Raw genomic sequence first — 14,110 nt, 5'->3', positions numbered from 1 at the left:
GAACCGGCCGGTGGCCAGCGCAAACGCCCATTCCGGCCGGATTGCCGGGTGTATCCAGCAAACGCGAAAAATAGGGCAGTCTCTGTGCATTTAGAGCACAACTGGCCTTCCAGCCATAAGCGACTTGATGGTGTGTCAGCCGTCAACGTGCGGGACATAATCGGCCCCGGTCGTCTCCGGAAGCAGTGGAGCCATCGGGGCACCGACTGACCCCCTGGCGGAATTCCCGCACCGGACCGACCACCCCCGAGGCGCCGTACATGTCCCTGGCCAGCCGCACCCGACTCGCGGCCCTGCTCGCCGCGTTCTCCGTCGGCGTCGCCGGCGTGACGACCTGGGCCTACGGACAGGGGACCGAGCGGCACCCGGCGGCCCCCGAGGTGGTGCTCAGCCCGAGCGTGACCGAGGGCTCCGCCCTCCAGGTCGTCGCGCACCCCGACGACGACCTGTTCTTCATGAACCCCGACCTGAGCCGCTCCATAGCGACGGGCATCAAGGTCACCACCGTCTATCTGACCTCCGGCGAGTCCGACGGCCGCAACGAGGCCCACAGCCCGCACCTGCAGGACGCCGCCGGCCCCGCCGACCGCGCCGCCTACGCCGAGGCCCGGCAGAACGGCATACGCGCCGCCTACGCGCAGATGGCCACCGGGGACCGCGCGAGCGCCTGGCAGCGCAAGTCCGTACCCACCGCCGGGGGCGGCAGCGCCGAGGTGGACGTCCTGGTCTCCCGGCCCCAGGTCAACCTCGTCTGGATGGAGCTCCGCGAGGCCCGCAGCATCTCCGGGGACAACCCGGACAGCCTGCGCGGCCTGTGGGACGGCCGCATACCCGCCCTGGGCGCCCAGCTCACCTCCGGAACCCCCGTCAAGGACCCGTTCGCGTACACGAAGGACCAGGCCGTGGCGGCCATAGCGGGCGTGTTCGAGGCGTACCGGCCGACGACCATACGCACGCAGGACCCGACCCCCGGCCGGGCCGAGGGCGGCGGCGCCTTCCTCGACCACCAGGACCACATGTACGGGGCCCGTTTCGTGCAGGCTGCCGTCGAGCGCTACGCGAAGACGACGACGGCGGACCGGCCGCACTTCTCGGTGCAGAACTACGTGAGCTACCCGAACAGCTCGCTCCCCCCGACGCTCGACCCGCAGACGGCCGAGGAGAAGCTCGGCTACCTCAAGACCTACGCCTGGATGGACCACCAGGACTGGTGCGGCAGCCCCGCCGGCTGCGGCGACCGCAAGACCGCGACCCGGCCCGCCGGAGCCGGCTGGAGCCAGACCATCCGCTACAGCCGCGGCGACGGCACCTCCTGGATGACCGAGGGGGTCTCCGGACGGCTGTGGGCCTTCGCCGCCCTCGACGGCCGGATGGCGTACTGGTCGCGCAGCGGCCCGCAGGCCCCCTGGCAGGGCCCCGAGTTCCTGACCGGCGACGGCATCGACTCCGGAGCCTCGGCCGTCCGGCTCTGGGACGGCAGGATCGCGGTGTTCGCCACCCGCACCACCCTGGGCGCCACGCCCCAGGACTACGGCCGGGAGATCGTGTACGCCGTCCAGAGCGGGGTCGACGGCGGATTCGGCGCGTGGCAGTCGCTGGGCACCCCGGACACCGTCGACCGGTCCGTTACCTCGGCGATCAGCGGGCCGTCCGTCGCCGTCGATCCGGAGGGCCGGATGACGGTGTACGTACGCGACTCGCGGCGTACGCTTCGCGCCCGCGAGCAGGCGACCCCGGGCGGAGCGTTCGGTGCGTGGCAGGCCCTGGGCGGCGCGGGCCTCCAGGGCGACCCGGTCACCGCGACCGACGCGTCGGGCCGGCGCCACGTGTACGCGGCGACGGCGGGTTCCGTGCTGGCGTGGGTCCGGCCGACGCCGGGCGCCCCGTACGGCGGCCCCTTCGCGACCGGTCTGCCCCAGAGCACGGGGGCGCTCTCGGTGCGTCCGGAGGGTGACGGCGTCCGGTTGTTCTTCCGCCGGCCCGGCCTCGGTACCGTCGCCACGAGCCTGGCCCGCGCGGACGGGGCGGCCGCGCCGGAGTTCTCGCCGGTCGCCGAGGCCGGCGGCCTGGGCGGCTACGGAGCGGTGGGCATCGCGGGCGACCTGCTCGCGGGCCGCGCGGGCGCGGGGACGGTCGGCGTGGCGGGGATCGGCGGTCCGCAGGGCTGGCAGGAGTCCCAGATGCTGTACACGGGCGCCCCGGCGGGCGTCGCCGAGGGGGCCGGAACGGCCGTCGCGGCGGCCCTCGGCCTGGACGCCGATCTGCACGTCATCACGACCGGTGCGGCGGGCGGCTCCGTGCCGCTCGGCACCCGTACCCCCGACCCGTGGCACCGGGCCGTCCAGCCCCGCACGCTCGCCCAGGCCGGACGTCCCGGCTCGGCCGTCGCCGGGGGCCAGCCCCCGCGGTGACCTGCGCCGCCCGGTGGCAGGGCGGATTGGGGCAGGCGAGGATGGCGGTCGGACCACCTCGCGGATCCGGGCCGTACGCACCCGGGTCGACGGACGATCGGGCTTCCATGACCCTTCCCCGCCTTCCGTGCCGTTGCGTGCGCGGGAGATCCACAAGGAACCGTTCCGTGGCCGCCCTGACCTGCGTGGCCGCCCTCGGCGCCCTCACGGCCGGGTGCCGCAACGACACGGCGCCCGCCTGGGAGTACCCGGAGCTCGGCGCGACCCTCAGCTCGCTCTCCCGTGATCTCGACGAGCGCTGCGGCCCCACGGCGACCGCGGCTGGCTGCGCGGAGCATCTCGACGGGCTGACCGCGCCGACGGAGCGGGCCTTCGCCGAGGTCCTGGACCACAAACTGCTCGATGTCCGCACCGTGGCCGCGATGAACGAGCTGGACCGGGCGAGGGAGCAGCGCTCCACCGCCGCGCGCGAGGCCCGGTCCCGGCAGGAGCCGCGCCACCTCACCTTCCGGCGCGCCGTAGCGGCGGAAGAGCTCGCGTACCGGCGCCTGATCACCGAGCTGGAGCGGCTGCGCACCGCTCCGCCGCCGGGCGACGGAACGGATCCGGTCTGAGGGACGCCCCCTGGGGGGTGTCTACGGCGTCGACGGCGGAGCGGGGAGCCGCCAGCCGTCGAGTGCCACCAGGGACAGGACGACGATCGAGTCCGTCCAGGCCAGCGGTGCGACCGACGAGGGCAGGCCCGCCCGGTTCACCTTCTCGGGCAGCTCCCCGAGCGCGTTCCGCTTGGAGAGGACCCAGTCCAGTACGCGTCCGGCCTTCGCCGGCTGCCCCGTGCCGGCCCACGCGAGGGCGAAGAACGCCGTACTGGGCGTCCAGGCGTACTCGCCCCAGGGTGCCGTCGGATCGTTGCCCGGGGTGAGGCCGCCGCTCGGCAGGAGCAGCGCCGCGTACGTGCTGTCGAGCGCCCGGGGCAGATCGGCCGGGGCCGTGTTGAAGGGCGGCGCCATGAAGGCCACCGCGCTGTCCCGCCCGTGCTGTCCGTCGACCGTGCGCTGGTAGCCCAGCGGGGCGAACCTCTTGGAGATCCCGGCCGAGAGGCGCCCGGCGGCGCGGCTCCAGCGGGCCGCTTCCCCCGGCCGGTTCAGCTCGCGGGCGAGGTCCGCGGCGGCGTTGAGCCCGGCCAGCAGGGGCGCGGCCGTACCGATGTTGGTGGTGGTCGTCGTGATCTCCCAGTAGTCCGGGGAGGCCGGAGGCAGACCGTCGGCCCCCAGCGAGGCCGCGGCACGGTCGGCCGCCTTGCGGATCATCGGGTAGAGGCCGGCCAGCCGGGCACCGCGGGTGGGGACGGGCGCCGTGCGGTACCACTGCCAGGTCGCCCACGGGACCCAGCCGTTGGCGTCGAGCTGCCACTTCCGCGCGTCCGGCGGGCCCGATCCGTCGAGCTTCGTCCGGGCCTCCCAGGTGCCGTCCGCGCGCTGGGTCGCGGCGCTGTGGCGCAGGATCCGGTAGGCCTCGGCGTCGTGGCCGGTGTGTGCGAACGCCGCGGAGACGAAGCTGGCGTCGCGCGGCCAGGAGTACATCCAGCCCTGGGACCAGCCCGCCGCCACGGCCCCGTTCGGCCGGAGCAGTCCGCGCATGGCCAGCAGGGCGCGCTCGGCCGCCGCACGCTGCCCGGGCGAGCGGCCCGGTACCCGGCCCGCGGCCAGCCAGGCACGGCTCTCCGCGATCTGCAGCCGGGCGGTCGGATCCTCCGGGGCCGTCACGGTCGACGCCGTCCGGCCGGCGGGGAGGTACATCCACCGGCCGGAGAGCAGCCGCAGTACGTGGCTCCGCTCGACGTACCGCGCGCCCTCGGCGACGGCCGGCGGGACCCCCTCGGCGGCGGTGGCGTTGGCCAGGAGGCCGACGGTGGGGGCGACGAGCATCGACAGCGGCGCGTAGTTCCCCTCCGCCTCGCCAAGGCTGTGGTGTCCGAGGGGCCGGACGAGGAACACCGGCCGCTCCGCGTCCCCGTGGCGGCCGACCGGGCTGCCCGCGACGCACACCGGGAGGGCGACGCTCGCGACGGACGCCGTGACGGCCGCCCATCGCACGAGCCGGGCAGCAGGCATCGCCACTCCTTCTGTCGGGCTTGCGCGCGCACGGGCCCCGGGCTCCCATCGTGGGACAGCGCTGCGGAGCCCGCCATGACACGCCCGCCGCCCGAGTGACCGAGTGACCGAGTGACTGAGTGACCGGGTGACCGAGAGACCGAGAGTGACCGGGCCACCGGGTCGCCGGTGGCCCGGGGGCCGCGGCACGAGCCCGCGTTCCCGCACGGAGTAGTGGAGCAACGGCCCCGGCCGCGGCGAACACCCCGGTGGCGCAGGGACCGAGACGCCGGGGACCCGTTCGGGCGGGGCCCGCGCGGATGCCGACGGACGGCCGGACGTGCACATTGGGGTGACCGGAACGGCCGCGCCTCGCTGCGAAGGACGGGTGAATGAGCACAGCTTCGACCGAGGGCGATCGCCGGCTGCACCGCCGGCTCCTGCCGGTCGCGGGCGGCTGCCTCGCGGCGGCGGCCGGGGCGCTGATCGCCGTCGGCTGCTTCCTCGGGCTCTACGTACGGCCCACCTCGGACGACTGGTGCGCCGCCTGGAAGTCTCGCGACCTGGGCGTCCTCGGCATCACGCACGACTTCTACACGACCCAGAACGGCCGGATCACCAACGCCTTCCTGAGCGGCATCGTCTACGGAGACGGATTCGCCGGGGTGAAGGTCCTGCCGACCGTCATCGTCGTCGCCTTCACCGCCGGTCTGGTCCTGCTCGGGATCCAGCTCTTCCGGCAACTCGGTCGCACGCCCCGCGTGCTGCTCCTCGTCGCCGGCGCGCTGGCCGTGCAGGCGCTCGTCTACTTCGGCGGAACCCGCACCTACCAGGTCCTGCTGTGGGCGCCGGCCACCATCTCCCACACCCTGCCGAGCGTCATCGGGGTGTGGGCGCTCCTGCTGGCCGTGTGGACCGTCCGCCAACCCCGGGCCGGCATACGCGCGTGCGGTTTCGCCGCGGCCTTCCTCATCGGGTTCGCGATCGGCACCCTGAGCGAGTCCTTCGCCCTCGTCAGCGGACTCCTCGCGGGTGTGCTCGCCCTGCTGACCCTGCCCCCCTTCAAACTGGCGCGGACCTGGCACCCGTTCACCTGGTGCCTGCTGTGGTGCGCCGGGCTCGTCTGCGGTCTGACCGTGCTCTACACGTCCCCCGGCGCCCGGTGGCGCCGCGCCCAGCAGCCCGCCCGGGAGTCCATGCTCTCCGCGGGCGAACTCCGCGGCACCTACGAGGACTGGCTGCGCATGTGGGACTCCGTCACCGGCCAGGGGGCCTACCTCGGAGCCGCGGCCGTCGGGATCCTGCTGGGCCTCGCGGCGGGGATCGGCGCGGCCGCGCCCGGGAAGCGGGAGGCGGGCCGCGCCGCCCCGCGGGGGATGCTCGTCGCCCTGCTGCTGCTCCCGGTGCCGGTGGTCGTGCTGGGGTCGTTCGCGGTGGTGCTCGGCCTGCGCAGCGGCTACGGACCGACCGGATGGACGTACGCCCGTACCTGGACGAACTACCTCGTGCCGATGGAACTCGCACTGTGCGCCTACGGGGTCCTGCTGGGCGTGTGGGCGCGGCGGTTCCTGGCGCGCCGGGGCACTGCGGCCGCGGCCGTGCCGGCGGGCGTCGTGGCCGCGACCGCCCTGGCGCTGGCCTCGCTCGCCGTGCTCGTCCCGAACGTCAAACAGCTCACGACGGCCACGGTCACCCGGGCGGTGGCCTGGGACGCCCAGAACTCCCGCATCCGGACCGAGGCCGCGGCCGGTGCCACCGACCTCGGCTACCGGCCCATGCACATCGGAAACCTGGCCGAGCCCTTCTACACCTCCGACTACCGGCGGGACTGGGTCGCGGCCTGCATCTCCGACTGGTACGGCATCGAGCGGATCCACCGCCTCTGAGCGGGACCGCGCGGCGCGCGGGTTCCCCTCGGCGAGCAGGGGCGCGGCCCGCGGGTGGACGGCCGGCCAGGAACAGCCGCCGGGATCGGCCGGCGTCCCCCTCCACGTCGAACGCCGCTAGCGGTCCGCCGAACCATGCGCTGCTCTTGAGCAGGTGATGTTGGAGGTGGCGACAATGCGCATGCGCCGGCGCGGGGGCATGCGCATACTCGGAGGCACCCTGAGGCGCATCCCGGGCCGAACCGGGCCCCGCGCCCCCTACGACGGAGGGATGCCCTCGTGACGGTCGGGACGACGGACGCTGCGGAGGACCGGCGCGTCCACGGGCTGGTGGCGGCGCAGGAGAAGGCCATCGCACTGTTCGCCGAAGTGGAGGCGCGCGGGCTCGTGGTGCCGGGGCGCGGGGAGCGCGAGGTCAGCGACCTGATCCGCGATCTGGCCAACGAGATGTTCGGCACCACCAAGCACTGGCACAAGCGGATCATCCGCTCCGGCCCCAACACCCTGCTGCCGTACCGGGAGACCCCGCCGGACCGGCTCATCGCCCCCGACGACATCGCCTTCGCCGACTTCGGCCCCATCTTCGAGGAGTACGAGGCGGACTTCGGCCGCACCTACGTCTTCGGCGACGACCCGCACAAGCACCGGCTGCTCGCGGACCTGCCGCGCATCTTCGACGCCGGACGGGCCCACTTCGCCGCCCACCCCGGCATCACCGGCCGGCAGCTGTACGCCGAGGTCGAGCGGCTGGCCGCCGAGGCGGGCTGGACCGTCGGCATCTGGCACGCCGGCCACCTCGTCGGCGAGTTCCCCCACGAGACCAACGACGGCGCCAAGGCCGACTCCTACATCACCCCCGAGAACGACACCCCGCTGCGCGGCACCGACCGCGCCGGCCGGACCTGCCACTGGATCCTCGAACTCCATCTCGTGGACCGCGGGCGGGGCTTCGGCGGATTCTACGAGCAACTCCTCGACCTCGCCTGACGATCCCGCACGCGCCTGCCCGGGGCCGCGGGTGGCTCAGCAGCTCACGGCACGGAGGTGCCGGTAGAGCTCCCGGTGGCCCTCGGGGGTGGGGTGCAGCCCGTCGACGAGCAGCCCGCCGTTCCCGCGCAGCGGCTCCCACATGTCGAGGTAGTCGATGTGGTTCGCCTCGCACCAGCTCCGGAGGGACGCGCGCAGGGCCAGTGCGCGCGCCCGGGTGAAGCGCAGGCCCTCGTGTCGCGGGTGCGGTCCGCGTCGAGCCAGGCGGGTCCGGCGACGACGAGGCGAGCGCCGTGCCGCAGGGCGGTGGCGGCCAGCGAGTCGAGGCCGGCGTCGACGTGCGCGGGGTCCGGCCGCACATCGCCGTCGTCGGCGCCGACCGGTACGGCGGAATCGTTGATACCGGCGGCGACCAGCAGGGTGTCGGGCCGGCGGGCGGGCAGCAGCGCGGGGGTCTGCTCGCTGACGTCGGCGAGGGTGCTGCCGGGGATCGCCAGGTTGAACACCCGGCGCCGGACCTCGTTCCCGGCGATGTGTCGGTCAGGTGCAGGACGGCGCCTTCCACCGAGGCGCCGAGCCGGCGCTCCAGGATCAGGTGCACGTCGAGCCCGCTGGCGGCGATCACGGCCGGATCGGTGATCTGCAGGGGCCGGGTGGTGTAACCGGCCAGCGACGCGGGGGAGGTGGGCACGGCCCGGCCGAACAGGGCGGTCTGCACCCGCTCGTCCATCAGTGTGCCGAAGGAGAACAGGGTGTGCGCGGGTGATTCGGTCACAGCGAGCCGCAGGGCCTTTCGTCACGGAGGGTCGCGTTCACCCTGACGGCCGGCGGGGCCGCCTGCCGGAGCACCCGCGCCCGTCAGGACGTCCGGCCGAGTGCGGCCCCCGCCTCCGAGTCCACCCGGCGGACCTGACCGGCACTCAGCCGGCTGAGCTCCCTGATGAGAACGGCCGCGTCGGGCCCGGCGGAGTGCAGGACCGGGACCGGATCGCTCAGCCGGCGACCGCCCTCTGCGACGGGTCCGGCCATGGCGGTCAGATCGCCGACGGGAATCCCCAGCACGATCGCGAAGTCGGCCAGCAGGTGGTGCGTGAGCTCCACGGTTCCGCGCCCGACCCCACCGATCGTGGCCGCGCTCACGTACAGGCCGGCCAGCGTGTGCAAGACCCGGACGGATCCGTTCCAGTTCAGGTTCCGGTTGGCGAGCATCCGAAGGAGCACGCCGCCGAAACCCGGCGGGTACTCCTCGTAGGGCCGTGGGACCGGAACGGGTGCGGTGCGTTCCTCCTGCGGCAACGACCGTACGAGACACAGCACTTCGTCCCTCGCCTCCGGCGGCAGCGACACGAACCGGCGCACCAGGCAGGGGATCGACCGCCCCGCCGCGGCGTCCAGCGGCGCCAGGTCCTCCGGCACCGGCGCTCCGGCAAGGACGAAGAGGTCCCCGGCATGGAGCCCGAGCACGGGCGCGAGCCGCCGCAGCACGTCCGGTTCCCTGCTCGAGCCGCGCAACACGGCCCGCACCTCGTTCTCCTCGGCCTCCGCACGCCGGGCGAGCCCGCCGGGGTCGAGCTCTCGGTGCGCGGCGAGCCGCCCTACCGGCCCGAGGGGGTCCTGTTGTGTCGTCATGAGGGGAACGGTAACTCCCGTCCGCCCGGGCGGCCTCGGGTCATCGGATCCACTCGTCGCAGTACTCGATGCGGATCTCCCGCGCGTTGCCGAGCACGCCTGCGTTGGAGTGGATCTGGGTGTAGTAGCGGGTGTGGTGAGGATGGACGGGGACGTATCCGGGGCCGTTGCGGGCGACCTCGGTGAAATACCGGGCGGTGTCCCGGAACACCCTCGCGCTGCCCGTCATGAACAGGGTCTCGGCGTGGACGTGCTCGTGGAACAGGTCCCGGTTCTCCCGGTGGTGCCGTGAATCCAGGTAGGCCGCGGATTGATCGGAGAGGTCCGGCGCGGGCAGCGGCACCGTTCGGCGCCGCCCCGCGTCGAGGCGGGCGCGGACGTCCTTCCAGCGGGACGGTGCGAACTGCAGCGAGTGGTGCAGGAGCACGAGGTCCAGCTGCCGCGTGCCGGCTTCCGGCGGTTCGTGCGCCGGGGCGGCGTTCCCGCGCACCGGCAAGTGGATCAGCGAGCGCGGGGACGAGGCGGCGAGCGTCCACAGGCCGCCGAGCAGCTTCGCCGCCTGCTGGTCGAGGTAGAGGTCCACATGGCTGTCGTGGTCGACGAGTACGGCGCCGTTCAGGGGCCGGGCCGGTCGGACGACCTTGAACTCCACCGGGCCGAGCCGCGCCCGGTGGAGGGTGACCGGCAGCTTCACGCGCCACGCCGCGTCTTGTTGCTGATCCGGAACCGCCTGCGCGCCCGGTCCACGCCCCTGCCGGCCACTGCGTTCATTGCACCCATTCGAGGATGCTGGCAGATCCGGCCGCCGGGACCCATCGATTTACCGCCCGGTCCGGGTCCGGCTGCCTCCCGGTGTGTCTGCGGCGCTCCCCTCCGGGCGGGCGGTATGGATGGTGGGGCCGGTGTCGGGGACGAGAGTGGGGAGTGGCGCATGGCGGCCATGGTCGGACTGTTCTGGGTCACTCCGGACGCGGTGTACGTGGGCTCGCCGCCCAACGCCATCGGGGTCGGCGTCCGGCTGACCGCCGACGGGCTCGAAGCCCTGGACCCCGATGGATCCCGGGCCTGGGCCTGGGAGGAGCTGAGTTCCGCGGTGGTCCGGGACGTGCCCAGCGAGAGCCCGGCGAGCCGCACGTCGAAGCTCCTCGGGTCGGTGGTCTCGGCCGCGATCGGCACCTTCCTCGGCGAGGGACCCCCTGAGATGAGGCTGCGGATGGAGACGGGCGACAGCACGCAGGAGGTCACCGTGTACTCGGCGGCGGCCGGAGGCTATATCGCCGAGGAGGTCCGGCTCTCGCAGGACCTCCTCGACCGCTTCGTGGCGGGCACCGCCGACCCGCAGGCCGTCGAGGAGTGGGGCAGGAAGTACGCCCTGGACGGCACGCCCGAGCCGAGTGCGCGCCGGGCCCTGCTGCACACCTGGGCACAGGTGTAGCCACGGCCCCTCCTAGGGTGGCGGGGTGACCCGACTGCACGATCCCGACCGGCTGTCCTGGACCTGCTCGACGCCCGGCTGGAGGCGTTGGGGGACGGCGCGAGGTTCCCGTTCCCGCTCCGCGCGCCCGCGGGAGCCGGCGAGCTCGTCCACCGGACCCTGGAGCGGCTGCACCGCATCCCCCGCGAGCCGGCGCACGTCTTCGAGCTCCAGGTGGGCGGCCTGCGCCAGGAGTTCCGCAGCGACCGCTGCCCTCGGAACGCCGCGGCGATACGCCTCCTCGACGACGTCTACGCCTTCGCGGCCACGGGGCCGCGCCGCCACGAGGACCGGGTGCGGCGCGCTCGCCGTCATGACGGAGGAATGGCAGTCGGAGCCCCGCCCGGTGCGCGGCAGGCCGGACCGCGACGCCGTAGAGGTGGGCGTCTTCTGGTCGATCGGGGCGTGCTGACGCGCCTCACCGGGCGGACGAGGACTCCTGGAGGTAGGCGGCTATCAGGGCCAGGTCGTTGGCGATGGACAGCACCTCGGTGGGGTTCGCGCCCGGCGTGGAGGCGCCGTTGACGCCCGCGTAGAAGGTGTCGAAGCGGCCGCCGCCCTTGTCCAGGTAGCCCGCGATCGTGATGGCGCCGACGGCCAGCCGGTCGTTGAGCGCGTCACCGCCGACGGCAGCGCCGGTCTTCGCGAACACCTTCCCCCGGGCCGGACAGCTGCGGCAGTTCTCGGCCAGCAGGCCGTCGACACCCAGCACGGGCAGGGCCTCGCGGAACATCCGCGCCTGCGGGCCGTGCTGCCAGTACGTCAGCATCTGCACCAGCACCTGTGGTGTGGCCCGGTCGGCGGGGTTGCCGCCCCGGCCGTCCATGAGCTGCGCCTGCTCGCGGTCGACGCCCGCCCGGTCGAGGAAGCCGGCGAGCACCGGGAAGCCGGCCGGGCACTGGTCGCTGTCCGCCGTGACGGCCAGCAGGCAGATGCCGAGGTTGGCGCCCAGGTTGTGGCTGACCTTCAGGATCAGCTTGGCGTACTGGGCGTACGGCGGGGAGGTGTACGCGGCCACCCGCGGCTGCCCCTCGTAGTCGCGCGGCAGCCGCGCGACCGGGTTGGGGCCCGAGGGATCGGCCGTGACGTGCACTCCGGCGCGTTCGAGCGCCTCGATCAGAGCGACGCGTCCGAAGGCGGCCGGATCGCCGATGGGGGAGGTGCGCAGCAGCGGCTCGGCGTCCGCCGCGATCGTTCCCGTCAGCCGGATCCGGGTCCCGCCGTCGGTGGCCGTCACAGTGATCGCCGTGGGCTTGCCGGCCGCCACGGTCCGCACCGCCGAGGTCACCTGGTACGGGGCCACCTTCGGCCGCCAGTCCAGCCGGGCGGCGGCGCCGGCCCGGTCCCCGGGGGTGGTCAGGAGGTCGATCAGGTTGTCGTTGACGATCAGGGGCGTCGGGGTGGGGACGAGCTCCGGGTCGGGCCGGAACAGCCTGCTGTCGACGATCACGTCGCCCTCGACGCGGGTGATGCCGGCGGCGCGCACCTGCCGGGCCAGCTGGTCGATCCCGGCGAGGGGGTTCTCCGGGGTGAGGGTCGCGCCGGGGAAGTCGTTGGCGTAGGTGTGGTCGAGGTCGGTGTACGCGACGGTGCCGTCGGGGCGCGTCCGGCCGCCCATGGTGAGGTCGCCCTGGGCGACCAGGTCCAGGTCGCCGGTCAGCGTGGCGCCGTCGCGCTCGCCGACCGCGTGGACGGGGGTCACGAAGCGGTGGTCGGCGCCGAGCGTCGCCCACGGGCCCGAGACACTGAGCAGTTTGGCCGTGGATCCGGGGATGAAGAACTGCTCGGGGAACAGGCTGTGCACCACACGGCCGGTGTCCGGGTCGGTCTGCAACAGCCCCCACTGGGCGTTGCGGTATTCCGGCTTCCGCATGATGGCCGTGATGCGCGGGTCGAGCCCGCCGATGCCCGTGTCGCCGGACGCGGAGGGCGGGGACGGCGGCGTCGCGGAGAACGGGGTCGGGGAGGACGGCGTCGTCGTCGGCGAGGGCGGGTCCGTGCCGGCCGCCGTACCTTGGGCGAGGGCCACGAACAGCAGGCCGGCGCAGGCCGCGGCCGCGGCACGCCGCAGCCGCGCGGGATGGATCGGTCCGCTCACAGCGCGCTCCGTTCGTCGCGGCTGTCTACTCCCGAGGCCAAGGAACAGGGTGGCACGGCCGGAGCGCCGCGGCGCGTCGGGCGGGGTTCACTCCTCGGTGGGCAGCCAGCTGCCGTGCAGACCGAGCGGGACGCGGACGGGGATGCGGGCGCGGGCCACCGGGCCGGAGGCGGGGTCCTCGGCGGGGAGGACCAGGAACCAGCTCGACCCGTCGGTACGGTCGGTGGCGAAGGTCAGCCAGTAGCCGCGCTCCTCGGCCCCGGCGCCGAAGGAGCCGGGCTCGGGGGCGAAGACGGGCTCGCCGACCGAGAGGTTCCCGGCCGACCAGACGCGGGAGGTGCCGGTCTCGTTGTCGTACCAGCGCACGGCGTCGTACTCGCCCGGCAGCAGGTCCGTCCGCCCGGTGTCGGTGGCCAGCGCCGTGTACCGGTGGCGCCGGCCGATGCGCCGGTCGTCGACCCGCGGGAACTCCACCCGGGAGTCGTCCAGCAGGGTGCGCGCCATGCTCCCCGCGACGGGGTCGATGCGCGCCCGTACCAGGCCGCCGCTGAGGGGATCGGTGTCCTCCTGGGGCCCGCCGACCGTCAGCCGGCTCCACTGCACGTAGTCGAGGACCACCGGGGCGTCCGCGCCGGGGCCGTCGTCGTACGCGTTCACCGTGTGCCACACCCAGAACGCCTCGTCGGAAGCCCAGCGCAGCGGCCCGCCGTCGCGCGGGATCAGTGCCACGCGGGTGCCGCGCTCGGGGCGCCAGGACAGGAAGGAACCGCCGGTCATCGCCGCGGCCAGGTCGAAGAAGGCCGGGGCGAGGACGAGGACGGCGTAGCGGTCGGTCAGCGCCATGTCGTGGATCATGATCGGCTCGTCCACCCCGTCGACGGGGGTGGGCCCGCGGCCGACCGTGCCGTGGCGGTCGATGACGGACCAGGTCAGGTAGGGCGGCTCCAGGCCGTAGCAGAAGACGACCATCTCGCCCGTGACCGGGTCGATCTTGGGGTGGGCGGTGATGCCCGCGGGCAGGGCTCCGCCGAACTCCTCGCGGCCGAGCGTCGCCAGCCCGCCGTCCACGCGGAAGGGGCAGGCCGACTCGGCGAGGGCCAGCAGGCGGCCGGCGTGCCGGACCACATTGATGTCGGGCATGTCCCGGAAGGTGCCGGCGAGCTCCGGCCCCACCTCGTCGGCGTCCGGCATGATCATCGATGCGAGACCGCCCCACAGGGCGCGGCCGGCCCGTTCCTCGGCCACCAGCGCGGGGGTGCGTACGAAGCGGTTGCGGTAGCGGGCCCGACCGCCGGAGAGCCACACGCCGTGCAGCATGCCGTCGCCGTCGATCGGGTACAGGTACGAGCCGATCGGGGTGAAGCGCGGATTGGGGCCGTTGCGCAGGTACAGGCCGTCCAGCGTGTCCGGCAGCTCGCCCGTCACCTCCAGGTCCGCGACGTCGACCTCCTCGGACACGGGCGCGAAGCTCCCGAGGAGGTGGGGAACGCGGGTGGGGTCGAAGCGGGGTGGCACGTACGTGTTCACGGGGC

The 14,110-nt window shown here is 74.1% G+C and carries 12 protein-coding genes; 5 read left to right on the top strand and 7 right to left on the bottom strand.

All coding sequences use genetic code 11. The features are described from left to right. Positions 1-260 precede the first annotated feature (260 nt). Together B6R96_RS03360 and B6R96_RS03355 are read left to right on the top strand one after the other, a co-directional pair. The gene (locus B6R96_RS03360; protein WP_081521502.1) at positions 261-2,411 is read left to right on the top strand and encodes a PIG-L family deacetylase; all 2,151 of its coding nucleotides are present in this window, start codon (positions 261-263) and stop codon (positions 2,409-2,411) included. Between the two features lie 167 nt (positions 2,412-2,578). After that, positions 2,579-3,025 carry a hypothetical protein gene (locus tag B6R96_RS03355; protein WP_081521501.1) on the top strand — a complete coding sequence of 149 codons (447 nt, stop codon included), beginning with the start codon at positions 2,579-2,581 and terminating at the stop codon, positions 3,023-3,025. Between the two features lie 21 nt (positions 3,026-3,046). Here B6R96_RS03355 and B6R96_RS03350 read toward each other — a convergent pair whose 3' ends face one another. Next, entirely contained in the window at positions 3,047-4,525 is a 1,479-nt protein-coding gene (locus tag B6R96_RS03350) for a glycoside hydrolase family 15 (RefSeq protein WP_159396267.1), read from the bottom strand. Positions 4,526-4,896: 371 nt separating this feature from the next. On the opposite strand from B6R96_RS03350, the gene B6R96_RS03345 reads away from it, so the two are divergent. Further along, positions 4,897-6,390: a hypothetical protein gene (locus B6R96_RS03345; protein WP_081521499.1), complete on the top strand. Its 1,494-nt coding sequence runs from the start codon at positions 4,897-4,899 to the stop codon at positions 6,388-6,390. A gap of 279 nt (positions 6,391-6,669) precedes the next feature. Continuing rightward, the gene (locus tag B6R96_RS03340; RefSeq protein ID WP_081521498.1) at positions 6,670-7,377 is read left to right on the top strand and encodes a M24 family metallopeptidase; all 708 of its coding nucleotides are present in this window, start codon (positions 6,670-6,672) and stop codon (positions 7,375-7,377) included. 36 nt (positions 7,378-7,413) lie between these two features. Here B6R96_RS03340 and B6R96_RS38730 read toward each other — a convergent pair whose 3' ends face one another. From B6R96_RS38730 to B6R96_RS03325, 3 genes are all read right to left on the bottom strand, one after another. Beyond that, positions 7,414-7,575 carry a hypothetical protein gene (locus B6R96_RS38730; RefSeq protein WP_335755565.1) on the bottom strand — a complete coding sequence of 54 codons (162 nt, stop codon included), beginning with the start codon at positions 7,573-7,575 and terminating at the stop codon, positions 7,414-7,416. 660 nt (positions 7,576-8,235) lie between these two features. Continuing rightward, a complete protein-coding gene (locus B6R96_RS03330) occupies positions 8,236-9,006 on the bottom strand; it encodes a hypothetical protein (RefSeq protein WP_081521497.1) in 771 nt (256 codons plus the stop codon). 40 nt (positions 9,007-9,046) lie between these two features. After that, complete coding sequence (locus tag B6R96_RS03325; protein WP_081521496.1) at positions 9,047-9,700, bottom strand: hypothetical protein; 654 nt, start codon at positions 9,698-9,700, stop codon at positions 9,047-9,049. A gap of 237 nt (positions 9,701-9,937) precedes the next feature. Here B6R96_RS03325 and B6R96_RS03320 point away from each other — a divergent pair, with 237 nt between their 5' ends. Beyond that, complete coding sequence (locus tag B6R96_RS03320; protein ID WP_053704921.1) at positions 9,938-10,441, top strand: hypothetical protein; 504 nt, start codon at positions 9,938-9,940, stop codon at positions 10,439-10,441. Positions 10,442-10,453: 12 nt separating this feature from the next. Here the strand turns inward: B6R96_RS03320 and B6R96_RS37550 are convergent, their stop codons facing one another. From B6R96_RS37550 to B6R96_RS03305, 3 genes are all read right to left on the bottom strand, one after another. Then, a complete protein-coding gene (locus B6R96_RS37550; RefSeq protein WP_162498478.1) occupies positions 10,454-10,795 on the bottom strand; it encodes a hypothetical protein in 342 nt (113 codons plus the stop codon). Positions 10,796-10,898: 103 nt separating this feature from the next. Continuing rightward, positions 10,899-12,578 (bottom strand): D-alanyl-D-alanine carboxypeptidase/D-alanyl-D-alanine endopeptidase, encoded by a 1,680-nt coding sequence (gene dacB / locus B6R96_RS03310; protein WP_237291301.1) that lies wholly within the window; start codon positions 12,576-12,578, stop codon positions 10,899-10,901. Positions 12,579-12,665: 87 nt separating this feature from the next. Then, positions 12,666-14,105, bottom strand: coding sequence for a carotenoid oxygenase family protein (locus tag B6R96_RS03305; RefSeq protein WP_237291300.1), 1,440 nt, complete (start codon positions 14,103-14,105; stop codon positions 12,666-12,668). Positions 14,106-14,110: the final 5 nt, after the last annotated feature.

Source organism: Streptomyces sp. Sge12 (genome assembly GCF_002080455.1).
Lineage (GTDB): Bacteria > Actinomycetota > Actinomycetes > Streptomycetales > Streptomycetaceae > Streptomyces.
Note: the sequence above shows the minus strand (reverse complement) of the source record. Positions and strands in the feature narration are given on the sequence as shown.